Annotated in this window: 21 protein-coding genes; 15 read left to right on the top strand and 6 right to left on the bottom strand. The window is 53.7% G+C overall.

Going from position 1 to position 24,981, the window contains the following annotated elements; all coding sequences use genetic code 11:
* Positions 1 to 12: 12 nt before the first annotated feature.
* Both OGV79_RS20920 and OGV79_RS20925 read left to right on the top strand, forming a co-directional pair.
* Positions 13 to 1,416 (top strand): YfcC family protein, encoded by a 1,404-nt coding sequence (locus OGV79_RS20920; protein ID WP_200076071.1) that lies wholly within the window; start codon positions 13 to 15, stop codon positions 1,414 to 1,416.
* A 288-nt stretch (positions 1,417 to 1,704) separates the two neighbouring features.
* Positions 1,705 to 2,193, top strand: a complete 489-nt coding sequence (locus tag OGV79_RS20925) for an arginine repressor (RefSeq protein WP_024130767.1) — start codon at positions 1,705 to 1,707, stop codon at positions 2,191 to 2,193.
* Here the strand turns inward: OGV79_RS20925 and OGV79_RS20930 are convergent.
* Positions 2,184 to 2,303, bottom strand: a complete 120-nt coding sequence (locus tag OGV79_RS20930) for a hypothetical protein (protein WP_077956855.1) — start codon at positions 2,301 to 2,303, stop codon at positions 2,184 to 2,186. The genes OGV79_RS20925 and OGV79_RS20930 overlap by 10 nt on opposite strands.
* On the opposite strand from OGV79_RS20930, the gene pyrL reads away from it, so the two are divergent.
* The 4 genes from pyrL (at position 2,283) to ridA (ending at position 4,289) form a co-directional block, all read left to right on the top strand.
* Entirely contained in the window at positions 2,283 to 2,417 is a 135-nt protein-coding gene (gene pyrL, locus OGV79_RS20935) for a pyr operon leader peptide (protein WP_024130768.1), read from the top strand. The two genes, OGV79_RS20930 and pyrL, sit on opposite strands and share 21 nt — an antisense overlap.
* Positions 2,418 to 2,419: 2 nt before the next feature.
* Positions 2,420 to 3,355 (top strand): aspartate carbamoyltransferase, encoded by a 936-nt coding sequence (pyrB, locus tag OGV79_RS20940; RefSeq protein WP_114848015.1) that lies wholly within the window; start codon positions 2,420 to 2,422, stop codon positions 3,353 to 3,355.
* Positions 3,356 to 3,366: 11 nt separating this feature from the next.
* A complete protein-coding gene (pyrI, locus tag OGV79_RS20945) occupies positions 3,367 to 3,828 on the top strand; it encodes an aspartate carbamoyltransferase regulatory subunit (protein ID WP_012134341.1) in 462 nt (153 codons plus the stop codon).
* Positions 3,829 to 3,902: 74 nt separating this feature from the next.
* The gene (gene ridA, locus OGV79_RS20950) at positions 3,903 to 4,289 is read left to right on the top strand and encodes a 2-iminobutanoate/2-iminopropanoate deaminase (RefSeq protein ID WP_012134342.1); all 387 of its coding nucleotides are present in this window, start codon (positions 3,903 to 3,905) and stop codon (positions 4,287 to 4,289) included.
* A gap of 185 nt (positions 4,290 to 4,474) precedes the next feature.
* Here ridA and OGV79_RS20955 read toward each other — a convergent pair whose 3' ends face one another.
* The 4 genes from OGV79_RS20955 to mgtL form a co-directional block, all read right to left on the bottom strand.
* The gene (locus OGV79_RS20955; protein WP_012134343.1) at positions 4,475 to 5,761 is read right to left on the bottom strand and encodes a TRAP transporter large permease; all 1,287 of its coding nucleotides are present in this window, start codon (positions 5,759 to 5,761) and stop codon (positions 4,475 to 4,477) included.
* A gap of 30 nt (positions 5,762 to 5,791) precedes the next feature.
* The gene (locus tag OGV79_RS20960) at positions 5,792 to 6,301 is read right to left on the bottom strand and encodes a TRAP transporter small permease (RefSeq protein WP_012134344.1); all 510 of its coding nucleotides are present in this window, start codon (positions 6,299 to 6,301) and stop codon (positions 5,792 to 5,794) included.
* 473 nt (positions 6,302 to 6,774) lie between these two features.
* The gene (mgtA, locus tag OGV79_RS20965) at positions 6,775 to 9,483 is read right to left on the bottom strand and encodes a magnesium-translocating P-type ATPase (RefSeq protein WP_200076073.1); all 2,709 of its coding nucleotides are present in this window, start codon (positions 9,481 to 9,483) and stop codon (positions 6,775 to 6,777) included.
* A 143-nt stretch (positions 9,484 to 9,626) separates the two neighbouring features.
* On the bottom strand, positions 9,627 to 9,935 hold the full coding sequence (mgtL, locus tag OGV79_RS21665) for a mgtA regulatory leader peptide MgtL (RefSeq protein WP_353622144.1): 309 nt from the start codon (positions 9,933 to 9,935) through the stop codon (positions 9,627 to 9,629).
* Here mgtL and treR point away from each other — a divergent pair.
* The 4 genes from treR to OGV79_RS20985 all read left to right on the top strand — a co-directional run bounded on the left by treR (position 9,907) and on the right by OGV79_RS20985 (position 15,098).
* Positions 9,907 to 10,854, top strand: a complete 948-nt coding sequence (treR, locus tag OGV79_RS20970; protein WP_012134348.1) for a trehalose operon repressor TreR — start codon at positions 9,907 to 9,909, stop codon at positions 10,852 to 10,854. The two genes, mgtL and treR, sit on opposite strands and share 29 nt — an antisense overlap.
* A 176-nt stretch (positions 10,855 to 11,030) precedes the next feature.
* Positions 11,031 to 12,449, top strand: a complete 1,419-nt coding sequence (gene treB, locus OGV79_RS20975; RefSeq protein WP_024130770.1) for a PTS trehalose transporter subunit IIBC — start codon at positions 11,031 to 11,033, stop codon at positions 12,447 to 12,449.
* 49 nt (positions 12,450 to 12,498) lie between these two features.
* On the top strand, positions 12,499 to 14,154 hold the full coding sequence (gene treC, locus OGV79_RS20980; protein ID WP_012134350.1) for an alpha,alpha-phosphotrehalase: 1,656 nt from the start codon (positions 12,499 to 12,501) through the stop codon (positions 14,152 to 14,154).
* Positions 14,155 to 14,351: 197 nt separating this feature from the next.
* Entirely contained in the window at positions 14,352 to 15,098 is a 747-nt protein-coding gene (locus tag OGV79_RS20985; RefSeq protein ID WP_047459367.1) for an oligogalacturonate-specific porin KdgM family protein, read from the top strand.
* 4 nt (positions 15,099 to 15,102) lie between these two features.
* Here the strand turns inward: OGV79_RS20985 and OGV79_RS20990 are convergent, their stop codons facing one another.
* The gene (locus tag OGV79_RS20990; RefSeq protein ID WP_012134352.1) at positions 15,103 to 15,762 is read right to left on the bottom strand and encodes a MurR/RpiR family transcriptional regulator; all 660 of its coding nucleotides are present in this window, start codon (positions 15,760 to 15,762) and stop codon (positions 15,103 to 15,105) included.
* Between the two features lie 180 nt (positions 15,763 to 15,942).
* Here OGV79_RS20990 and OGV79_RS20995 point away from each other — a divergent pair, with 180 nt between their 5' ends.
* The 5 genes from OGV79_RS20995 to nrdD all read left to right on the top strand — a co-directional run bounded on the left by OGV79_RS20995 (position 15,943) and on the right by nrdD (position 24,808).
* The gene (locus OGV79_RS20995) at positions 15,943 to 17,340 is read left to right on the top strand and encodes a PTS fructose transporter subunit IIC (protein ID WP_286468897.1); all 1,398 of its coding nucleotides are present in this window, start codon (positions 15,943 to 15,945) and stop codon (positions 17,338 to 17,340) included.
* Positions 17,341 to 17,354: 14 nt separating this feature from the next.
* A complete protein-coding gene (locus OGV79_RS21000; protein ID WP_230012241.1) occupies positions 17,355 to 19,973 on the top strand; it encodes a glycoside hydrolase family 38 N-terminal domain-containing protein in 2,619 nt (872 codons plus the stop codon).
* Positions 19,970 to 21,679: a sugar phosphorylase gene (locus tag OGV79_RS21005; RefSeq protein WP_286468898.1), complete on the top strand. Its 1,710-nt coding sequence runs from the start codon at positions 19,970 to 19,972 to the stop codon at positions 21,677 to 21,679. The genes OGV79_RS21000 and OGV79_RS21005 overlap by 4 nt, the downstream gene beginning before the upstream one ends.
* A 1-nt stretch (position 21,680) precedes the next feature.
* Positions 21,681 to 22,265 carry a fructose PTS transporter subunit IIA gene (locus tag OGV79_RS21010; RefSeq protein WP_134769833.1) on the top strand — a complete coding sequence of 195 codons (585 nt, stop codon included), beginning with the start codon at positions 21,681 to 21,683 and terminating at the stop codon, positions 22,263 to 22,265.
* Between the two features lie 404 nt (positions 22,266 to 22,669).
* Complete coding sequence (gene nrdD / locus OGV79_RS21015; RefSeq protein WP_047459384.1) at positions 22,670 to 24,808, top strand: anaerobic ribonucleoside-triphosphate reductase; 2,139 nt, start codon at positions 22,670 to 22,672, stop codon at positions 24,806 to 24,808.
* Positions 24,809 to 24,981 lie beyond the last annotated feature (173 nt).

A 24,981-nucleotide genomic window follows, 5' to 3' on the forward strand; every position in this document is an offset into this window, starting at 1 on the left:
GGAGAGAACACCATGGGCAAATTTAAATTTCCCAGCGCGTATACCATCCTGTTTATTCTTATCGCACTGGTCGCTGTGATGACCTGGATTGTCCCGGCGGGCAAATACCAGATGGCGATGAACCCCACGTTGGGTAAAGAGGTTCCGGTCGCGGGCACCTATGCTCCTGCCGAGTCGCATCCGCAAGGGATTACCGCCGTACTGTTGGCTCCCATTGACGGCCTCTACAACCACGAAACCTATACCGCAGGCGCAATCGATGTGGCGCTGTTTGTACTAATCATCGGCGGCTTTCTCGGCGTAGTGAACAAAACCGGTGCAATCGATGCGGGTATTGAACGCGTCACGGTACGGCTCAACGGCAAAGAGGAGTGGATGATCCCCATACTGATGGGACTCTTTGCCGCAGGCGGGACGATTTACGGAATGGCAGAAGAGTCACTCCCCTTCTACACGCTGCTGGTTCCGGTGATGATGGCCGCTCGATTCGATCCGCTGGTCGCGGCCGCCACCGTGCTGCTCGGCGCAGGTATTGGCACACTCGGTTCGACCATCAACCCTTTTGCCACGGTGATTGCCGCCAACGCCGCCGGAATCCCGTTCACTCAGGGTATGCTGTTACGCATCATTCTGCTGGTCGTTGGTTATGTTATTTGCGTGGTCTGGGTGATGCGCTATGCCCGCAAAGTGCGCAGCAACCCGGAGTTATCTATCGTGGCAGATAAGATGGAGGAGAACCGCGCTCACTTTCTTGGCAACCGTTCCAGCACGCTGCTGGAGTTCACCGCAACCCGCAAATGGATCTTGCTGATTTTCGCCGCCGCCTTTGCCGTGATGATTTACGGCGTCGCGGTTCTCGGCTGGTGGATGGCGGAAATTTCCGGCGTTTTCCTGGCGTCCGCGATTATCGTCGGCATTATCGCCCGGATGAGCGAAGAGGCGTTCACCAGTACGTTTATCGACGGCGCGCGGGATCTGCTTGGCGTAGCGCTGATTATCGGTATTGCACGCGGCATTGTGGTGGTGATGGATAATGGCATGATTACGCATACCATTTTGCACAGCGCGGAAAATCTGGTATCTGGCTTGTCCACCACCATTTTTATCAATGTCACTTACTGGCTGGAAGTATTGCTCTCATTCCTGGTGCCCTCTTCCTCTGGTCTGGCGGTGTTGACCATGCCGATCATGGCGCCGTTAGCGGACTTCGCCCATGTGCAACGGGATCTGGTGGTAACGGCGTATCAATCGGCGTCCGGGATTGTGAACCTGATTACGCCGACGTCGGCGGTCGTAATGGGAGGGCTGGCGATTGCGCGCGTGCCGTATGTGCGGTATCTGAAGTGGGTCGCGCCGCTGCTGCTGATCCTGACGCTACTGAATATGGCTGTTTTGAGCGTTGGCGCAATGCTGTAACTCCCGCCGGATGGCGCTTCGCTTATCCGGCCTACAGGTTACGCATTTCGTAGGCCGGATAAGACGCTTTAGCGCCGCCATCCGGCACAGGCCAACAGGTTGCGCATTTCGTAGGCCGGATAAGGCGCTTTAGCGCCGCCATCCGGCAAACGAACGCAGCCAATACGCTTTCTTTTTTGACTGGCTTCTCACTTTCCTGCAAAACCGACCGGTTGATTCGTTATCAATGTGACAAACAGGATGAATTTCGCTAGTCCATTGATATCAATGACAAAGCAAGGTGCATATATGAAGGAATACAATGATTGCTCCGCCAAAGAACAGCAGCAACTGGCGGTATGTCAGCGCCTGATTACAGAAAAAAGTTACTTATCCCAGGAGGAAATACGTCGCGATCTGCAAAACCACGGCTTCGAAGGCATCAGCCAGTCGACCGTTTCACGTCTGTTGAAACTGCTCGGCGTCATAAAAATAAGAAATACAAAGGGACAAAAAATTTATTCCGTAAATCCGCAATTGCGCCCCGCTCCTGACGCTGCGCGATCGATATCCGAGATGGTGGTCAGCGTGGAACACAATAGCGAATTTATCCTTATCCACACGGTGGCCGGTTATGGCCGCGCCGTTGCCAGAATCCTGGATTATCACGCCCTGCCGGAAATTTTAGGTGTGATTGCGGGCAGCAGTATCGTCTGGGTCGCGCCACGGGTCGTACAGCGCACCGGGCTTGTTCACAAGCAAATTAATTATTTATTAAAAATGAATTCTTATTCATGAGAACCGTTTGCGATGAATAAAATGTGCATTAATCGCTTGATCCCATAACATAGCTGAGTATAATCGCGGACAATTTGCCGGGAGGAAGTATGGTTCAGTGTGTACGACATTCTGTCTTACCGCGTCTGAAAACAGACGCTGGACTGCCGTTTTTCTTCCCGTTGCTCACCTATTCCAGGCCCCTCATTGAGGGGCTTTTTTTTTGCCCAGGCGTCAGGAGATAAACATGGCTAACCCGCTATACCAAAAACACATCATTTCCATAAACGACCTCAGCCGCGATGACCTCAATCTGGTTCTGGCGACGGCGGCGAAATTAAAAGCCAATCCACAGCCAGAGCTGCTGAAGCATAAAGTGATCGCCAGCTGCTTCTTCGAGGCATCCACACGCACCCGCCTGTCGTTTGAAACCTCGATGCACCGCCTCGGCGCCAGCGTGGTGGGCTTCTCCGACAGCGCTAACACGTCGCTGGGCAAAAAAGGCGAGACGCTGGCGGATACCATCTCCGTTATCAGCACTTATGTGGACGCGATTGTGATGCGTCACCCACAGGAAGGCGCTGCGCGTCTGGCGACCGAGTTCTCCGGCAACGTGCCGGTACTGAACGCCGGCGACGGCGCAAACCAGCATCCGACCCAGACGCTTCTGGATCTGTTTACCATTCAGGAAACCCAGGGCCGCCTGGACAATCTGAACATCGCTATGGTCGGCGACCTGAAATATGGCCGAACCGTACACTCACTGACGCAGGCGCTGGCGAAGTTTGACGGCAACCGCTTCTACTTTATCGCGCCGGACGCGCTGGCGATGCCGCAATACATTCTGGATATGCTGGATGATAAAGGCATTGCCTGGAGTCTGCACAGCGCCATCGAAGAGGTGATGGCGGAAGTGGATATTCTGTATATGACCCGCGTGCAGAAAGAGCGTCTGGACCCGTCCGAATACGCCAACGTCAAAGCGCAGTTTGTCCTGCGCGCCAGCGACCTGAACGGCGCGCGTGAAAACATGAAGGTTCTGCATCCGCTGCCGCGTATTGATGAGATCACCACCGACGTAGATAAAACGCCGCACGCCTGGTACTTCCAGCAGGCAGGAAACGGTATTTTCGCTCGCCAGGCGTTACTGGCACTGGTTCTGAATAGCGATCTGGCACTGTAAGGGGAAAAGAGATGACACACGACAATAAACTACAGGTTGAAGCGATCAAACGTGGCACCGTAATCGACCACATTCCCGCGCAGGTTGGCTTTAAGTTACTGACGCTGTTCAAACTGACCGAGACCGATCAGCGCATCACCATCGGCCTTAACCTGCCGTCCGGCGAGATGGGGCGTAAAGACCTGATTAAAATCGAGAACACCTTCCTGACCGAAGAACAGGTTAACCAGCTCTCCCTGTACGCGCCGCAGGCAACGGTAAACCGCATCGACAACTATGATGTGGTGGGCAAATCGCGCCCGAGCCTGCCGGATCGCATCGACAACGTGCTGGTCTGCCCGAACAGCAACTGCATCAGTCATGCTGAGCCGGTTTCATCCAGTTTTGCAGTGAAAAAACGCACAGATGACATTGCGCTCAAATGTAAATACTGCGAAAAAGAGTTTTCGCATTATGTGGTGCTGGCCAACTAATTGAGGTTGGTAATGGGTATCCGGCTCCCTATAATGACCTGTACCTAATTTACCGCTGTAATTCAGGAGAAATCATGAGCAAAACTATCGCGACGGAAAATGCACCCGCAGCTATCGGCCCATACGTTCAGGGCGTTGACCTGGGCAGCATGATCATCACTTCCGGTCAGATCCCGGTTGATCCAAAAACCGGCAGCGTACCGGATGACGTGTCCGCCCAGGCGCGCCAGTCGCTGGAAAACGTAAAAGCTATCGTCGAAGCCGCAGGCCTGAAAGTGGGCGACATCGTGAAAACAACCGTGTTCGTTAAAGACCTGAACGACTTCGCGACCGTGAATGCGACCTATGAAGCATTCTTCACCGAGCATAATGCGACCTTCCCGGCACGTTCATGCGTTGAAGTTGCGCGTCTGCCGAAAGACGTAAAAATCGAGATCGAAGCGATCGCTGTTCGCCGCTAAGTCTCCTTAAAAATATGTCTGCGCCGGATGGCGGCTCCGCCTTATCCGGCCTACGGGAAGTGCCGTTTGTAGGCCCGGTAAGCGCCAGCGCCACCGGGCATTGCGCCGGATGGCGGCTCCGCCTTATCCGGCCTACGGCAGTGCCGTTTGTAGGCCCGGTAAGCGCCAGCGCCACCGGGCATTTATCACATCACCCCAAACAGTTTCGGCAGGAACAGCGAGATCGCCGGAATATAGGTCACTAACATCAACACCAGGAAGAGTACCGCGTAGAACGGCAGCATCGCCTTCACCACCTGTTCTATTTTCTGCTTACTCACCGCACTGGCAACAAACAGCACCGATCCCACCGGCGGCGTAATCAGGCCGATCCCAAGATTCACCAGCATGATCATGCCGAAATGCACCGGATCAATACCCAATGCCGTAGTGACCGGCAGCAGAACAGGCGTCAGGATCAGGATCAGCGGCGCCATGTCCATCAGTGTCCCGATCAGCAGCAGCATAATGTTAATGCACATCAGGATGACGTATTTGTTATCTGAAATACTGGTGAACGCCTCGGTAATGCGCATCGGCAGCTGCATGTAGGTCATGATGGCGCCAAATGCGGCGGCGAACCCGATCAGGATCATCACAATGGTGACCGTTTTTACCGTGCGGTACATCAGCTTCGGCAGTTCAGACCATTTGTAGTCGCGGTAGATAAACATAGTGACGAAGAAGGCCCACAGACAGGCGATCGCCGCCGATTCCGTCGCGGTGAAGATGCCAGAGAGAATCCCGCCCATGATGATGACAACCGTCATCAGCCCCCACAGCGTATCGACAAAAATCTTCAACGCCTGGCGAAACGGCACCCGCTCGCCTTTCGGATAACCGCGCTTATGGGCAAAACCGACGCACATCACCATCAGGGTAAAACTTAACAGCAGCCCCGGCAGAATGCCGGCGATAAACAGCGCGGCAATCGACACCGTACCGCCCGTCGCCAGCGAATAAATCACCGAGTTGTGGCTGGGCGGCGTCAGGATCGCCTGTACGGAGCCGCTGGCGGTGACCGCCGCCGCGAAGTCACGCGGATAGCCTTTTTTATCCATCTCCGGGATCATCACCGAGCCGATAGACGCCGTATCCGCGACAGACGAGCCGGAAATCGCGCCAAAAAAGGTAGACGCCACAATGTTCACCAGCGACAACCCGCCGCGTATAAAGCCGACAAAGATGTAGGCGAAGTTCACCAGGCGACGCGCAATACCGCCCTCCGCCATAATCGCCCCCGCCAGAATAAAAAATGGGATCGCCAGCAGCGAAAATTTGTTCACGCCGCTGGTGAGCTGGATCATGACCGCTTCCAGGGGAATGTCGATATACCAGGCGCCAACGATCGCGCTAATGCCCACCGCGTATGCTACAGGCACCCCAATCGCCAGCATAATGCCGAGCGTAAAGACGAGAATAAATGCATCCATCTGCTTTCCTTTATGAAATGGGGTCGCGCATTAATGGGTTGAGCCCAGCATGACGACAGGACGTTGATACTGCGAACCACGGAAAATTTTCTCGATAATGAAAAGCAGCGTGATGGCCGAGCCGACAGGCAACGGCAGGTAGTTCTCTCCCGCTGATAACAGAGGAAATTCCGCCACCGGCTGTTCCCACAGGTCATAGCACAGCAGGGAGCCGTACCAGAGGATAAACAGGCTGACGGCCATCAGCATCAGATCCGCCACAATGAAACAGATTCGCTGCGCGCCCTCGCTCAGGCGGTCGGTCACCATGCTGACGGCAATATGGGAACCCGCGCGATAGCTCACCGCTGCGCCAACAAAGGTGAATGTCACCATGCAAAGAATGGCGACCGGTTCCGGCCATGACAACGCGCTGTTCATCACATAGCGCGCAAATATCCCGACGGGAATAACGGCCACCATAATCAACAGCGCCAATCCGGCAACCCACATTGAGATTCGGTAAAACAAATCCATTACCGACGAATAAAATTCACCCATGGTCGTCCCCTTGAATTAATCTTTAGGTTCAGGCGGATAAAGTCCTTACCCCGCCAGAGGTATTACTTCATATCCTGAATCCGTTTAATCAAATCCTGGCGATCTTTATAGGGTTCGCTGGCAGTTTAAAAAATGCCATGAATAGCGCTAACTGACAGGATAAAAGAGTGCCGGGCTTAACTTACAGTTATATATGACCTTTTACAGCGTAGCCTGCGCAGGCCAACGCATGTAAGAAAGTATTACGATAATTATGTTCATAAAATATGACTGAATGGAAATATTTTTAGCACGCTGTTTCATTTTTGCAATGAAGGTCTTTTTCCTGATAAAAAGATGTCTGAAAGAGGAGTAAAATTGTGATCCGTCACACTCTTTAGTATTTCAAAAAAAATAAAACAGGAACTTTCGTGAGGATATATTTACGGAGTATAGAAAAGCGTAATGGCTGCCGCAGCAGCCATTATTCTGGATTATTGCCAGCCGTAACGACGGCTATAAAAACCTTTCACTAATTGTGTCAATGTCATATAACCCGCGAGAATAGCGATCAGCCACGGGAAGTAGCTCAGCGGCAGCGCCTGTAATTGCAGATAGCCCGCCAACGGCGAGAACGGCAGCGCGATACCCACCACCATCACCACCAGCGTCATCAGCATCAGCGGCCATGCGGCGCGGCTCTGAATAAACGGTACGCGGCGCGTGCGAATCATATGCACAATCAATGTTTGCGATAACAGCCCGACGACAAACCAACCCGACTGGAACAGGGTTTGCGCTTCCGGCACATTCGCATGGAATACCCACCACATCAGGCAGAAGGTCAGGATGTCGAAAATCGAACTGATTGGCCCGAAGAAGATCATAAAACGCCCCAGATCGGCGGGATTCCAGCGTTGCGGCTTCTGGATCTGCTCGTCATCCACGTTATCAAACGGGATCGCCACCTGGGATACATCGTACAGCAGGTTCTGAATCAGTAAGTGCAGCGGCAGCATTGGCAGGAAGGGCAAGAATGCGCTCGCCACCAGCACGCTAAAGACGTTACCAAAGTTAGAACTCGCGGTCATTTTGATGTATTTCAGCATGTTGGAGAACGTGCGACGCCCTTCGATAACGCCCTCTTCCAGCACCATCAGGCTCTTTTCCAACAGGATGATATCCGCAGCTTCGCGGGCAATATCCACGGCACCATCAACGGAAATGCCGATATCCGCCGCACGCAACGCCGGAGCATCATTGATGCCATCGCCCATAAAACCAACCACATGCCCTTCGCGTTTCAGCAACGTGACGATGCGCTCTTTGTGCATCGGCGTCAGGCGGGCAAACAGCGTGGTGCGCGCGGCAAGTTCCGCCAGTTCATCATCGCTCAGCCCTTCGATATCACTGCCAGTCACCACATCACCCGCATCAAGCCCGACTTCATGGCATACTTTCGCCGCCACCAGTTCGCTGTCGCCAGTGAGGATCTTCACGGTAATGCCGCTCTCTTTCAGCGCCTTCAGCGCCGGAGCGGTCGTCTCTTTCGGTGGATCGAGAAACGCAATGTAGCCTTCGAGGATCAGGTCAGACTCATCAATGCGTTGATAATCCCCTTCCCGCGCAGGCAGATACTTCGTGGCAACAGCCACCACGCGCAGCCCCTGGCGGTTCAGCGTATCCGTTACGCGCTTCACCCGGCGCAGCATGTTGTCATCCATCGGCACAATATCGCCATTGTGGCGCACCTGGGTGCAGACGCTGAGGATCTCCTGCAACGCGCCTTTGCACACCAGTTGATGCACATCGGCTTCTTCCGCCACCACTACGGACATCCGGCGACGCTCAAAATCAAACGGGATCTCATCAATTTTCTGCCAGCGCCCGGAGAGCTGACGCGCAGACTCTTCATCCACGCCTTCCAGCACTGCGGTATCCAGCAGATTTTTCAACCCGGTCTGGTAGTGGCTGTTCAGCCAGGCGGAATGCAGCACGCGTTCGCTGGGCTTGCCGGAGACATCCGTATGGTTCTCCAGCACAATTTTATCCTGAGTCAGCGTGCCGGTTTTGTCGGTGCAGAGAATATCCATCGCGCCGAAGTTCTGAATGGCGTCCAGGTGCTTAACAATGACTTTTTGCTTCGACAGTTTCACCGCCCCGCGCGCCAGCGTGGAGGTGACAATCATCGGCAGCATTTCCGGCGTCAGGCCTACCGCGACCGAGAGCGCAAACAGCGCCGCTTCCCACCAGTCGCCTTTGGTATAGCCGTTAATGATCAACACGATAGGCGCCATGACCAGCATAAAGCGAATCAACAGCATACTGACGCGGCTGATGCCTTTCTGAAACGCGTTTTGCTCGCTTTCCTGCTCGCTCACGCGGCCCGCCAGTTGACCAAACCAGGTCTCGCCGCCCGTCGCGATGACGATCGCCTGCGCCGTCCCGCTCACCACGTTGGTGCCCATAAAGCACAGCGTGTCGCATTCCAGCGGATTGCTTTGCTTAGGGTCGCGGGTTGTCGCCACTTTTTCTACCGGCAGAGATTCGCCCGTGAGCGAAGCCTGCGCGACAAACAGATCGCGCGCCTGAATAACGCGTAAATCCGCCGGGATCATATCGCCCGCCGCCAGCTTGATAATATCGCCCGGCACCAGTTGGTCGATGGGCAGCTCAACCCAGCTGTTCTCGCCTTTTTCATTGATAACGCGCAGCACCGTAGCGGTATTGCTGACCATCGCCTTCAACGCATCTGCCGCTTTGGTCGAACGCGCTTCCTGCACAAAATTCAGCAGAGTCGAAATCCCGACCATCAGCGCAATAACGCCTGCGGCAAACAGATCTTCCGTGGCATAGGAGATGACGCCGAGAATGGTCAGCAAGATATTGAAAGGGTTGCGATAACAGACCCACAGGTGTCTCCACCACGGAGTCGGCTTCTGTGTGGGCAGCTGATTTTCACCGTATTTCTCGCGCGCATCCTCCACCTCTGCGACATTCAGCCCCTCAGGATGCGCATCGAATGCGCGCCAGAGCGCCGCCTCTTCCATCACCGCCATTTTCAGGCAGCGATCGCTCAATGACGGGGGAATCGGAGTATTCGCAACGCTCTGCGCACTGGGCAGAGGGTCGCGATGCACCAGACGATAAGGTAAATGACGGTTAAGGCGGGCAAACAGCTCGCGGGTGATATTTTTCAGCATAAGCAGTCCCTCCGCGCCGAAAAAGTGGCGCAGAAACATCTCTCAGGCGCGGCAAAACCTTACCTGACGATAATTTAAAGCGATAACAGGGACGTCGGGAACGTCACTGCCTTACGTATCCGGTAAGACAGTGAAAAACAGGCTTACCGGAAAGGGCTATTTCTCCATCGCGGGAGAGGGGTGGGTTCGGGATCCATGCAGCCTCCGGTAAGTGAATGATTGGCGCCGCGCATTATACGCAGAAAACCATAAGGTTTGTGGCAATTATGGCGGTATGATACCGCCGTGTAATTAAACCAAACGTATACACAAAAACATTTAGCTTGAAGGATGAAGCGTATAAACCAGACTTTACCCATTGCCCCTTGCTTGAGTAAAGTTACTCTTTTTGACACAACTTGATGCGCACCACGGGAAAACAGGATGCAGAATCGGCTGACCATTAAAGACATTGCCCGCTTAAGCGGCGTAGGGAAATCCACCGTTTCCCGCGTGCTCAACAACGAAAGCGGGGTAAGTGAACGGACTCGTGAACGTGTGGAAGCCGTAATGAATCAACATGGTTTTTCCCCTTCCCGTTCCGCACGCGCCATGCGCGGGCAAAGTGATAAAGTGGTCGCCATTATTGTTACCCGTCTGGATTCCCTGTCAGAAAACCTCGCCGTCCAGACCATGCTGCCCGCGTTTTACGAGCAGGGTTACGATCCCATCATGATGGAGAGTCAGTTCTCGCCAGAACTGGTAGAAGAACACCTGGGGATGCTCAGACGGCGTAATATTGACGGCGTGGTGCTGTTCGGTTTTACCGGTATTTGCGAGGAGATGCTTGCGCCCTGGCAGGCCTCGCTGGTGCTGCTGGCAAGGGACGCCAGCGGTTTTGCGTCGGTGTGCTATGACGACGAAGGCGCTATCCATACCTTAATGCAGCGTCTGTATGACCAGGGACATCGGGCGATCAGCTTTCTCGGCGTGCCTCACAGCGACGTCACGACCGGTAAGCGCCGTCACGAAGCCTATCTGAGTTTCTGCAAAAAAAATAAACTGCACCCTGTCGCCGCTCTGCCTGGCCTGGCGATGAAACAAGGCTATGAGCACGCTGCGGATGTCATTACACCAGACACCAGCGCGCTGGTCTGCGCGACCGATACGCTAGCGCTGGGTGCCAGTAAATATTTGCAGGAACAGCGTATCGATTCTCTGCAACTGGCGAGCGTCGGGAACACGCCGCTGATGAAATTTCTCCACCCGGAGATTATCACGGTTGATCCCGGTTACGCTGAAGCCGGGAAACAAGCGGCCTTACAGCTGATCGAGCAAATCAACGGCCGCAGCGATCCCCGCCAGATCGTCATTCCGTCTACCCTCTCCTGATTCTTTTCTGAACGGTAATTTGTGATCTTCGCTGCGTTTCGGGAACGTTCCCATTTTTTAATATTCACCGAAGATATACTCTTGCGCCAACAACGTAAGAGCTGCCGGATGGCGACGCTAAAGCGTCTTATCATCCGGCTTACAGGGACACATTTCATCTGCCACGGGGCTTTATGATGAGCAAAGTAAAACAAGCTGATATAGACCAGCTGATTGAACTGGTCGGCGGGCGAGACAATATCGCCACGGTGAGCCACTGCATTACTCGCCTGCGCTTTGTGCTGAACCAGCCAGCAAATGCCAGACCGAAAGAAATTGAACAATTACCGATGGTTAAAGGCTGCTTCACCAACGCCGGGCAGTTCCAGGTGGTGATTGGCACTGACGTTGGCGACTACTACAACGCGCTGCTGGCGACCACCGGTCAGGCGCACGCCGACAAAGAGCAGGCTAAAAAAGCCGCGCGGCAGAATATGAAATGGCACGAGCAGTTGATCTCCCACTTCGCTGAGATCTTCTTCCCGCTGCTGCCTGCGCTGATCAGCGGTGGTCTGATCTTAGGTTTTCGCAACGTGATCGGCGATCTGCCGATGAGCAACGGCCAGACGCTGGCGCAGATGCATCCCGCGCTGAAAACGATCTACGACTTCCTGTGGCTGATCGGTGAAGCGATCTTCTTCTACCTGCCGGTCGGGATCTGCTGGTCTGCGGTGAAGAAAATGGGCGGCACGCCGATCCTCGGTATCGTACTCGGCGTAACGCTGGTGTCGCCGCAGTTGATGAACGCCTATCTGCTGGGCCAGCAGGCTCCTGAAGTGTGGGACTTCGGCATGTTCAGCATTGCGAAAGTCGGCTATCAGGCGCAGGTCATCCCGGCATTGCTGGCGGGTCTGGCGCTCGGCTTTATTGAAACGCGCATGAAGCGCATCGTGCCGGATTACCTCTATCTGGTGGTGGTACCGGTATGCTCGTTGATCCTCGCGGTCTTTCTCGCACACGCCTTTATCGGCCCGTTTGGTCGCATGATTGGCGATGGCGTGGCCTTTGCGGTGCGCCATCTGATGACCGGGAGTTTCGCCCCTGTCGGCGCGGCGCTGTTCGGCTTCCTGTACGCCCCGTTGGTCATTACCGGCGTACATCAGACTACGCTGGCTATCGATATGCAGATGATTCAGAGCATGGGCGGTACGCCGGTATGGCCGTTGATTGCGCTGTCGAATATCGCCCAGGCTTCCGCTGTGGTGGGCATTATTATCTCCAGCCGTAAGCACAACGAACGCGAAATTTCCGTTCCGGCCGCCATCTCCGCCTACCTCGGCGTGACCGAACCGGCGATGTACGGCATCAACCTGAAATACCGCTTCCCGATGCTGTGCGCCATGATCGGCTCTGGCCTCGCCGGGTTGTTATGCGGCCTGAACGGCGTCATGGCGAACGGGATCGGCGTCGGCGGCTTGCCGGGCATCCTTTCTATCCAGCCGAGCTACTGGCAGGTGTTTAGCATGGCGATGGCGATCGCGGTCGTCATCCCAATCGTGCTGACTTCCGTTATCTATCAGCGTAAATACCGTCAGGGCACGTTGCAGATTGTCTGATTCTTCTTCGGGGCGCAGTTGCGCCCCATCGCATATGTAGGTTACAAGCATGAATACCCTTCCCCACTGGTGGCAAAACGGCGTTATTTACCAGATCTATCCCAAAAGTTTTCAGGACACGACCGGCAGCGGAACCGGCGATTTACGCGGCGTTACGCAGCGTCTTGATTACCTGCAAAAACTGGGGGTGGATGCTATCTGGCTGACGCCATTCTATGTTTCACCGCAGATTGATAACGGCTACGACGTCGCGAACTACACCGCCATCGACCCGGCCTACGGCACGCTGGATGATTTTGACGAACTGGCGGCGCAGGCCAAAGCGCGCGGCATCCGCATTATTCTGGATATGGTGTTTAACCACACCTCCACGCAGCATGCCTGGTTCCATAACGCGCTGAATAAAGAGAGTCCGCACCGGGAGTTTTATATCTGGCGCGACGGTACGCCGGATGCGCCGCCCAATAACTGGCGCTCCAAATTTGGCGGTAGCGCCTGGCGCTGGCATGCCCAGAGCGAACAGTATTACCTGCACCTTTTCGCCCCGGAACAGGCCGACCTGAACTGGGAAAATCCGGCGGTACGCGCTGAGCTGAAAAAAGTGTGTGAATTCTGGGCCGATCGCGGCGTGGACGGGCTGCGCCTGGATGTCGTGAACCTCATCTCCAAAGATCAGCGTTTCCCGAACGATCTGGACGGCGATGGTCGCCGCTTTTACACCGACGGGCCGCGCGCGCATGAGTTCTTGCACGAGATGAACCGTGACGTTTTTACTCCGCGTAACCTGATGACGGTGGGCGAAATGTCATCCACCACCCTGGAAAACTGTCAGCGGTATGCCGCTCTCGATGGCAGCGAACTGTCGATGACCTTTAACTTCCATCATCTGAAAGTCGATTATCCCGGCGGCGAGAAATGGACGCTGGCAAAGCCGGATTACGTGGCGCTAAAAGCACTGTTTCGCCACTGGCAGCAGGGGATGCATAACGTTGCCTGGAATGCCCTGTTCTGGTGTAACCACGATCAGCCGCGTATCGTGTCGCGCTTTGGCGACGAAGGCGAACTGCGGGTTCCGGCGGCGAAGATGCTGGCGATGGTGCTGCACGGTATGCAGGGTACGCCCTATATCTACCAGGGCGAAGAAATTGGCATGACGAACCCGCATTTCTCCCACATCACCGATTACCGTGACGTGGAAAGCCACAACATGTTTGCCGGGCTGCGCGCCCAGGGCCGGGAAGCCAATGATTTACTGGCTATTCTTGCCAGCAAATCCCGCGATAACAGCCGCACGCCCATGCAGTGGGATAGCAGCGCGAATGCAGGGTTTACGCAAGGCGAGCCGTGGATCAACCTCTGCGATAACTATGCGGACATCAACGTGGCGGCGGCGCTAAATGATGAAGACTCGGTGTTCTACACCTATCAAAGACTGATTGCCTTGCGCAAAACAGAGCCGGTCTTAACCTGGGGGAATTATCAGGATCTGCTGCCGGACAGCCCGCATGTATGGTGCTATCGCCGCGAATGGCAGGGGCAGCGGCTACTGGTGGTCGCCAACCTGAGCAACGCCTGTCAGGCCTGGTTGCCAGAGCATCACGAAGGAAACTGGCAGGCGCTGATGCACAACTACGACGAGGTTGCCACCCGCCCTGCCGCCATGACGTTACGCCCGTTTGAGGCCGTCTGGTGGTTGCAAAAGTAATCACAACGGGATACGGACAGACCTGTCTGTATCCCGGATTATTCAGCCCACAGATATTTTCTCCGTCTTTCTGACAACGTAAAAAAATGCCGCGTATAGTGATACTTAGAATGTACCATCATAAAATTTACACGCGCTAAAGAATAAAACAAAAATAGACCTGCCACTGACACTTATCATATAACCGGCAGGATATCATGAATAAACCTCTTATTAAGTTAAGTTTACTTTCAGCTTTACTCATTAGCAGCCAGGGATGGTGCGGTAATACCTCTGTTGATTTGCGTTTTGGTCATAATACCAATTCAGAAGCTAATGATTCCAGAATTAAAGTCATGCACCAGGCCGACAATGGTTTTTATTTCTCCGTTGAAGCTGCGCAAAACCATAACGATACGTTTTTTGGCGATACCGATCGCTACAGTTCCGATGATAAAGGCGTGACCGAAGCGGCCCAGGAAATAGAAACTCGCTGGCGCTTTGATTTAGGTGACGGTTACTCGGTCGCACCGGGGATGGTCACCGTATTTACGTCCAGTAATACCCATTATCGCCCTTTTATTCAGGGCTGGAAATCCTTCGATAATGGCCTTAACCTTTCCGCCCGTTATCGTTACAACACGGTGAACGATGCGCACAGCGACAGAGAGTTAGACGGCAGCGGTTATACACGTCGTGAATCTCATCAGTTCGATATATGGTTTGCCTACAATATTGGTAACTTTGGCATGTCTTATAACCCCCGTTTCCGCTATCAGGATGGCGTTGATCAGGGGACGGGCGACGATACTTACTGGGAACATACCCTCGCGTTCAACTACAAACTGGACGATGGCTGGACGCCGTACGTCGAGCTGGTCTCTCTTGATAAAACCTATATCAATGACGACGGTCATCATGAAAATGATTACGCCGTACGTCTTGGTATCGTAAAACAGCTTTAACGCGCTATGCCGCATCGTATTGCAGCAGATAACATCCGATGCGGTCTACTACCGTCAGCAGTTCCAGCTGGCCTTCTCGTTGATATAACGAGATTGCGTCAATATCAATATCCAGAGGCCAGCATAATGTTGAAATCGTCGCTAACGTGGATTCTCGTTTTGTAATCGCAATGATTTTTAATCCCTTACGTAACGCGTTTCGCGCCATTTCGACTAACGACGCCGTTTCACCCGATTTGCTGATCAACACCAGCGTACCTTTAGAGACACGCGTCAGCTGATGAACATCATTGAGAATGAGGTGCGGTAAGCTCGCCAGCGACAAAAAACGCGACAAATAATTCAGGCTGGTCAATGACGCGCCGCGCGCATATAAGAAGATATGGCTGGAATTAACCAGTATGTTGCACAGTTGTGTAATGGTCTCTTCTTTTTCATCACCAACAACATATCTTACGGGTTCGGCTATTAACCTGTCGCGAGAAAACTGATACCGTAGCTCGGTATAGCTCCGGTATCCCATTTTTTTACACACCCGATTAACGGATGTTGTAGTGGTGAATGTTTCGCTCGCAATCACCTTAGCTGAAATACCCGATATTTCATGAGCATGACACTGAATATACTCAAATATTAATCTTTCACTACCCTGAAAGGAATTCATAAAACCCACCCTTAACCTACGAATATAATATATTCTATCAATATCGTATTTATAACACTGGAATGCGAATCACACTCTATTCAACAGGTATGGTGATACGCAATTAGTACCATCAAACCTTTTATTGCCTTTTTTATTTCTCTTTATAATTTCTGCAATTCTATTGTTAGGGGTTTTACAATGACAAGGCAAAAAGTCGTCGCGATAACGGCATGCCCGACCGGCATCGCTCATACCTTTATGGCTGCCAACAAAATTGCAGCGTGGGGAGAAGAAAATAACGTCATCGTCAAAGTGGAAACACAAGGAAGCGATGGCGTCAAAAACAAGCTTTCCCGGCAAGATATTGCCAGCGCAGATGCCGTCATTCTGGCAATCGATGTTCCCATCCAGGACGCTGAACGATTCGATAACGTTCCTCATCTCAAAATACGCACTCAGGAACTGATCAAAAATACCGATCGTTACCTGCGTCAGGCGCTGGCTATGGATAAAACCGTAACGGCCGCGTGTGAAGAACAGGAAGAAGCTCGCTCCGTCTGGCAGACCTTCATCGGCCATATTATGGCGGCGATCAGCTATATGCTCCCGGTCGTCGTCCTCGGTGGATTACTGATGGCGGTCGCCAAAATAACCGGGCAGTTTATTCCAATTGCCGGTACGCCGTTCGAGGTGCTGGATAAACTGGGCTTTATGGTGATCAAGTTCATGTACCCGGTTTTTGCCATGTACCTCGCGTTCTCTATTGCCGGTAAACCTGCGCTGATCCCCGGACTTATCGGCGGCATTATGTCCGACGAGGTCTATAAACGCTTTTTTGATCTCGACGGTTTTATGCCCTCAGGCTTCTTCGGCGCCATCGCCATCGGCTTTTTTGTCGGTCATCTGGTGCAGTGGCTCAACAATACCATTAACGTTCGCGCCCAACTTACCACCATTAAAACGATGCTTATCGTGCCGCTGTGTACCGGCATTACGCTCGTCATCGTTATGCAGTACCTGATCAACCCCTTCTTTGGCGCAATCAACCAGGCGATGGTCGAGTTTTTCACCTCCGCTGGCGACACCGGTCGCGGTTTTTACGCCATGATGATCGCCGCAGGGACGGCCTTCGACCTCGGCGGCCCCATCAATAAAGCCGCTGGTTCGGTGGCGCTGGGGCTTAACGGCGTCAGCGAAACCTTCGATTTAACCGCCAGAGAGCTGGCGATCGTCATTCCATCTATCGGCGTCGGCCTGGCGGCGTTGCTGAATAACCGTTTTGGCCTGCCCAACGTGTTTAGCAGCGAAGAAAAAACCGTCGGCGGTACGTCTTTACTGCTGGGATTCATTGGTATTTCAGAAGGCGCCATTCCTTTCATCCTGAAAAATCCACGCCTGATTCCGGTCTTTATGGTCGGCGCGATGTCCGGCGCGCTTATTGCTATCGCACTCGGCGTGAAGCAATCGCTGCCGTTGCCTGCCATCTGGGGATGGCCGCTGGCGACAAATGTCACAGGGTATCTGATCAGCGTGTTTGCCGGTTCTCTTGTATGCGCGCTGGGCGTGCTCTTCGCCAGCCCTAAGATCGCCAAATAATTCAGGAAGTAGAAATGAGCAACATTCACGTCATCGCCCATACGCACTGGGATCAGGAATGGTATTTCACCTTGCAGGATAGCAATATTCTCGCGTCCTGGAATTTTGCGGATGTGATCCGAACCCTGGAACAGAACCCTGCGTATACCTGTTACCACTTCGACGGCCAAACCGCTGTCGTGGAAGATTTCCTGGCCGTCAATCCTCAATACTGCGAACGGCTGAAACAGCTGGTCGCCGACAGACGGCTTTTTATCGGCCCGTGGTACACCCAGACGGATACGTATAATGTTCATGGCGAATCCATCATTCGCAACCTGAAATACGGGATACTTTCCGCGCGTAAACTGGGCCATGCCATGATGGTTGGCTATTTACCCGATACGTTCGGCCATAACAGCCAGCTCCCGACCCTGCTTCGCGGGTGTAACCTTGATAACATCGTTTTCTGGCGGGGCATCAACCATGATACGCAGGTCGAAAAGAGTCAGTTCATCTGGCAAGCGCCGTCCGGTGCGCAGGTTATCGCTTGCGCCATGCCCTTCGGCTATGGCGCGGCAAAAAATATTCGTGCAGACGACGCGCATCTGCACGACAAAATATTCCCAATCGTCAACCACATCCGCCAACGCTCCGGCCTGAACGATCTGCTCCTGCCCTGCGGCGGCGACCAGGTCAATATTGATCCCCATCTGCCGGAGATACTGCGTATCGCCAGCGCATGTTCCCCTGAAGGCGATCGTTTTCAGATCTCCTCTCTGGAAGCGTACATTGACCACCTTCGACAACAGGCATCGGGATATGATCGCTGGCAAGGGGAATTAAAATCTCCCCGCTATACCCGCATTCATAAAACAATCGGTTCAGTACGTTACGACATCAAAAAGAAGAATTATGACGTTGAACAGTTCCTGTTAGGCAAGCTCGAACCCACCATTGCGCTGGCGCGTTATCAGGGCATTGAAGTCAACGTGCAATGGGTGGACCAGATATGGAAAAACCTTCTGCGTAATCATGCGCATGATTCCATCGGCGGGTGTAACAGCGATGCCACCAATCGCGATATTCTCCATCGCCTTGAGCAAACGGAACAGCTTAGCCATAGCCTGTGGAATCTGGTCGTAAAAGAACTGGCGACCGCCAGTTGTGAAGAGGGCGATCTTTTCGTCATCAACCCCAGCGCCACCGCCTGGTCAGGCATTATCAAAGCCACATTATATAGCCGTACGGCCGGTATTGAACTCAGCCATCATGCGCGTCCTCTTCCGTTCAGCGTTCTCGAACGCACGCAGGTCTCCGGCGGGCGCACGGTTCAGGTTACTGTGCAGGGCGAAAAAGAGGTCGAACTTCCGCCTTATTACCGCTGGCAGGTCGCTATTGACGCGCCAGCGTTACCGCCGCTGGGTTATACCCACATTCAGGTGCAGGAATCGTCACGCATCGCGCCTGCAATGCGCAACTGCGCTGAAAGCGCCATTGAAAACAACGATTACCGGCTGGTGCTGCATGCCGGTTCGCTGTCGCTCCATGATAAGCGCAACGGCCGGGTAATATCCGACCTGCTGGCCTTTGAAGACTGTGCGGATGCGGGCGATAGCTATGACTTTTCGCCGCTGGAGGGCGATGTTCCGCAGCGCTGCCACACATTTACGCTTATTGCCTGCGAGAAAGGCCCGCACATTGAACGGATGACGCTAAGCGCCACGCTGATGCTACCCCCTTCGCTGGCGGCACGAGCGGCGCAGGATGTTCAGCCCTACCCTGTACGCCTTGTCTGCGAGCTTCGCCAGCATGACGCTCAGCTTTTTATCGACGTTTCGCTGGAAAACACCGTCTGCGATCACCGCCTGCGCTTACTCATCAACAGCGATATTCGCACCACGGAATCCATCGCCTCTCAGCCCTTTGCCGTCATCCGGCGTCCTGTTGCCGATGCGCCAGCCGACTGGCGTCAGCACTATCGGGAAAAGCCGGTCGATATTGAAACCAGCGAGGGCATTATCGCCATTGAAGAAAACAACCGCTCGCTCATCATCAATAGCCTGGGCATGAAAGAGTTTCAGATATGCCAGAACGAGACGGCGCAGATAGCGTTGACGTTGTTTAAATCAACGGGAGTCCTGGGACGTGACGATCTTGACTGGCGACCCGGACGCGCTTCCGGCATTAATAATACCGTCGTCAACACGCCCGACGCGCAGCTGCTTAAACCGCTGCATTTCAGCCTGACGCTGGCGCTTGCCGATCGGGCCGACCCTGTGACGTTAAGGCATCTTGAAACCCGCGTGACGCGCCAGCCATTCACCTGGCAAAATCAGACGTTGAACACGCTGGACAACCGCCTGGAGCGTTTTACGCTCAATTTTGTTTCGCGCTCGCTGCCGGAAACATTCAGCCTGCTGACGCTTCCCGAACCGCTGATGCTTTCCGCAATACCCCATGCCCATACGGTAGACGGAACAATCATTCGCATTTTCAATGCCGGAGAGCACCCGGTGCCGCTCCCGCCTTCGCTAAGAAATATTCCGCAAATCAATTATCTGGAAGAACCTGTCGCAGATTGCACCACCATTTTGCCTTGCAGTACGTGTGATTTCCTTTTTACTCATCAGGAGCGTAACGAAAAAGTATGAGCCAGAACGCCCATCATACCTTCATCAAAAATACGTTAGCTCAGCTTTATCCCCATGCGGATCGGTACGCGCTGGCGGCGAAAATCGAGCAACTCTGCCAACGCTGGAAGCTACGAGAGCAAATCACCGCGCCTTTGGATCAGAGCCGGGTGTGGATGATTGCTTATGGCGACAGTATCCATAGCGGGGACGCGAACGCTCTTGCCTGTCTGCATCAGTTTTCGACACGCTGGCTTAAAGGCGTCATCAGCGACATTCACCTGTTGCCCATGTTCCCGTGGACATCTGATGATGGCTTCAGCGTTAAAGATTATCGCCACATTGCGCCAGAGTTAGGCCAGTGGTCAGACATTGCAGCGCTGGCAGGCGATTTTAATCTGATGTTTGATTTCGTGATTAACCATATCTCTCAGCAAAGCCGCTGGTTCCAGGGCTATTTACACGGCGAACCGCGTTATCAGCACTACTTTATTAGCGCCGACCCTGACGATGACTACCATCTTGTCACGCGTCCACGCGCCCTTCCCCTGCTTACGCCATTCAAGCGCAAAACAGGGGAAACCGTACATATCTGGACGACATTCAGCGCCGATCAGATCGATCTGAATTTCCGGGAACCTGACGTGTTACTGGAAAGTATCGACATCCTGCTGGAATACGCAACGCGCGGCGCGCGCGCAATCAGACTCGATGCAATCGGTTTTTTGTGGAAAGAGCGAAACAGCACCTGTATTCACCTGCCGCAGACGCATCTGATCGTTAAACTCTGGCGCGCCATTCTGGATGCAACCTGGCCTGACTGCCTGTTGATTACGGAAACCAACGTCCCGCATCAGGAAAATATCAGCTACTTCGGCAACGGCGATGAAGCTCACATGGTGTATCAGTTCCCCTTGCCTCCGCTGACGCTCCATGCCTTTTTACGCGGTAACGCACGCTGGTTACGCCAGTGGGCGCAACGTCTGGAACAGGATGCGCTTCCCGACAAGACGACCTTTTTTAATTTCCTCGCCAGCCACGACGGCATCGGGCTGCGTCCCGTGGAAAATCTCCTTTGCGCAGAAGAGCGGCAGTTTCTGATAAGCGAGGTAGAACGCAAGCAGGGGCGTATTTCATGGAAAACCAACCCTGACGGCAGCCAGTCGCCGTATGAACTTAACATCAACTTTCTGAGCGCATTGAGCGAGCCAGGGGAAAGTCCCGACGACCAGCTCACCAGATTCACCGCCGCGCACGCCATCCTCTTTATGCTGCGGGGCGTGCCTGCGATCTATTATCACAGCCTCTTCGGCAGTGAAAATGACAACGCCGGGCTGCTCGAATCGGGCATAAATCGCCGCATTAACCGGGAAAAACTGGACGCTGCCACGCTCCATGAGCAGTTGCTCTCGCCGGAAACGAGACAATCCCGAATCTACGCGTCTCTGGCGAAGTTAGCGCGTATACGTCAGCAGCATCCCGCATTTTCTCCGTTCGCCTCGCAGCGCGTTCCTGAATTGCCTGACGCGCTCTTTGGCGTCGTTCGCCAGCATCCTACAGAAGGCGAAACGCTGTACTGCGTCGTGAACGTCACAGGAATACCACAATCACTTTCACTGCCTGTCACAGGAACAGATCTGCTGACAGGCGCAGCATTCAACGGCGCTTGCGAGCTTTCCGGCTGGCAAACGGTATGGATTCTCGCTGATACGCAACCGGAGGCATAACATGGAGTTGTCCGCGCTTACGCATTCTGAACTGATTTTTATCGATCCGCCGCACCGCACTCCTGAAGCGGTGATCGGGGAGATGTCCGCCGCCCTGTTCAGGCAGGGCCTGATCAACGACAAGGCGATGTTTATTGATAGCGTCCTGCGCCGTGAAAGCGAAGGGCCCACGGCGTTGGGAGAGTCGCTGGCGGTCCCACATGGGAAATGCGGCTCGGTTGTCCAGGCCGCATTTAGCGTCGCCCTGTTTCGCCAGCCCGTCATGTGGCCGGGTCTTGAGGGGGACGAGGAGGTTCAACTGGTGTTTCTGCTGGCGATTCCCCCAGAAGAAGCAGGCAGTACGCATATGCAATTATTAACCCGACTAACCTCGTCTCTGGTGGACGATAAAGTGCGTGAATCACTCATCAACGCTTCCTCTGCCGAAGAGGTGCTTGCGCTGCTCTCGCCAGATGCGCCTTCGGTTTCGCCAGACCCCGCCATTGCGGTGAAAAACACCCGGCTTGTCCCCCTGGTTTTGGGGATCGTCGCTGTTGCTGCATTTATCAATGCGGGTATTCACTGGATGAACGCAACAGCGCAATAACCCCTCCTGCGTCAAACCGGTTGTTTCTTTTCGCGCCGGTTTGACGAACGCCTGGCTTAACGCCCGAATTTTGTTGAATTTTTACGCAATTTTTAAGTCCAAAAATTTACATTAAGCGCAAGCGCCCGCCATTCGTACTCTTAAATTTTTACTTTGTTCTGAATCAATAAAATCGTAAACATCTTTGATGCAAATCACTACATATAGAACTTAAAATGCAACCCGACCCAATATGTTGTATTAATCGACTACAATTGCTACAAACACAACACGACGCCATAACGGTGATGTTGTGGATAACGTGGGTCGGGATTGCGGGAAGTCGTTGGATAGAGAGATGAATAAACCCACGCAGACTTCCTCAGCCTCTGTGGATAACCTGTTCTTATAAATATGGAGTGATCATGACACCGCATGTGATGAAACGAGATGGCTGTAAAGTGCCGTTTAAATCAGAGCGCATCAAGGAAGCCATTCTGCGTGCAGCTAAAGCAGCGGGAGTCGATGACGCAGATTACTGCGCCACCGTCGCAGAAGTCGTTAGTAACCAGATGAATGAGCGCAGCCAGGTTGATATCAACGAGATCCAGACAGCCGTTGAGAACCAGCTGATGTCCGGGCCGTACAAACAACTCGCTCGCGCTTACATTGAATACCGCCATGACCGTGATATTCAACGTGAAAAACGTGGCCGTCTGAACCAGGAAATTCGTGGTCTGGTTGAGCAAACCAACTCCGCGCTGCTGAACGAAAACGCCAACAAAGACAGTAAAGTGATCCCGACCCAGCGCGATCTGCTGGCCGGTATCGTGGCGAAACACTACGCCCGTCAGCATCTGTTGCCGCGTGATGTGGTGCAGGCGCACGAGCGCGGCGACATTCACTATCACGATCTCGACTATTCTCCGTTCTTCCCGATGTTCAACTGTATGCTGATCGATCTGAAAGGCATGCTGACGCAGGGCTTTAAGATGGGGAATGCGGAAATCGAGCCGCCGAAATCCATCTCCACCGCCACGGCCGTAACCGCGCAAATCATTGCACAAGTTGCCAGCCATATTTATGGCGGCACCACCATCAACCGTATTGATGAAGTGCTGGCGCCGTTTGTTACCGCCAGCTTCAATAAACACCGTAAGACCGCCGAAGAGTGGCAGATCCCGGACGCTGACGGCTACGCGCACGCCCGTACCGAGAAAGAGTGCTACGACGCTTTCCAGTCTCTGGAATACGAAGTGAATACGCTGCACACCGCCAACGGGCAGACGCCGTTCGTCACCTTTGGTTTTGGCCTCGGCACCAGTTGGGAATCGCGCCTGATTCAGCAATCCATCCTGCGTAACCGTATCGCAGGTCTGGGTAAGAACCGTAAAACCGCCGTGTTCCCGAAACTGGTGTTTGCGATTCGCGACGGTCTGAACCACAAGTTTGGCGATCCGAACTACGACATCAAACAGCTGGCGCTGGAGTGCGCAAGCAAACGCATGTATCCAGACATCCTGAACTACGATCAGGTGGTGAAAGTGACCGGCTCGTTCAAAACGCCAATGGGCTGTCGCAGCTTCCTCGGCGTCTGGGAAAATGAGAACGGCGAACAGGTTCACGATGGCCGCAACAACCTGGGCGTCATCAGCCTCAACCTGCCGCGTATCGCGCTGGAAGCCGGTGGCAATGAAGCAACGTTCTGGAAGCTACTGGACGATCGCCTGGTGCTGGCGCGTAAGGCGCTGATGACCCGTATCGCCCGTCTGGAAGGCGTGAAAGCCCGCGTTGCGCCAATCCTTTATATGGAAGGCGCCTGTGGTGTCCGCCTGAAAGCTGACGATGACGTTTCCGAGATTTTTAAAAATGGCCGCGCGTCAATTTCGCTGGGCTATATCGGTATTCACGAAACCATCAACGCGCTGTTTGGCGACAAACATCTGTACGACAGCGAAGCGCTGCGCGCTAAAGGTATCGCCATTGTCGAGCGCCTGCGTCAGGCGGTGGATCAGTGGAAAGACGAAACCGGCTATGGCTTCAGCCTGTACAGCACACCGAGCGAGAACCTGTGCGACCGCTTCTGCCGTCTGGATACCGCTGAGTTTGGCGTCGTGCCGGGCGTGACCGATAAAGGCTACTACACCAACAGCTTCCACCTCGACGTGGAGAAAAAGGTGAACCCGTACGATAAAATCGATTTCGAAGCGCCGTATCCGCCGCTGGCGAGCGGTGGCTTCATTTGCTACGGCGAATACCCGAACATTCAGCACAACCTGAAAGCGCTGGAAGACGTCTGGGATTACAGCTATCAGCACGTGCCGTATTATGGAACCAACACGCCAATCGATGAGTGTTACGAGTGCGGCTTTACCGGCGAGTTCGAGTGCACCAGCAAAGGGTTTACCTGCCCGAAATGCGGTAACCACGACGCCGCGCGTGTTTCAGTCACCCGCCGCGTATGCGGTTATTTAGGCAGCCCGGATGCGCGTCCGTTTAACGCCGGTAAGCAGGAAGAAGTGAAGCGCCGCGTTAAGCATTTAGGCAATGGGCAGATCGGTTAATCCTCCGTTTGCAATACGTAAATGCCGGATGGCGGTGTAAACACCTTATCCGGCCTACAACCGCTGGCTATAGTTCCAATTTCATGAGTTTCCTCTAAGCAGTTGGTGTTGTAGCAAGGCGGCAAACGAACGAATCCCAGGGAGCTTACATAAGTAAGTGACCTGGGTAAGTG

The organism is Citrobacter sp. CK185 (genome assembly GCF_030333565.1).
GTDB lineage: Bacteria > Pseudomonadota > Gammaproteobacteria > Enterobacterales > Enterobacteriaceae > Citrobacter_B > Citrobacter_B koseri.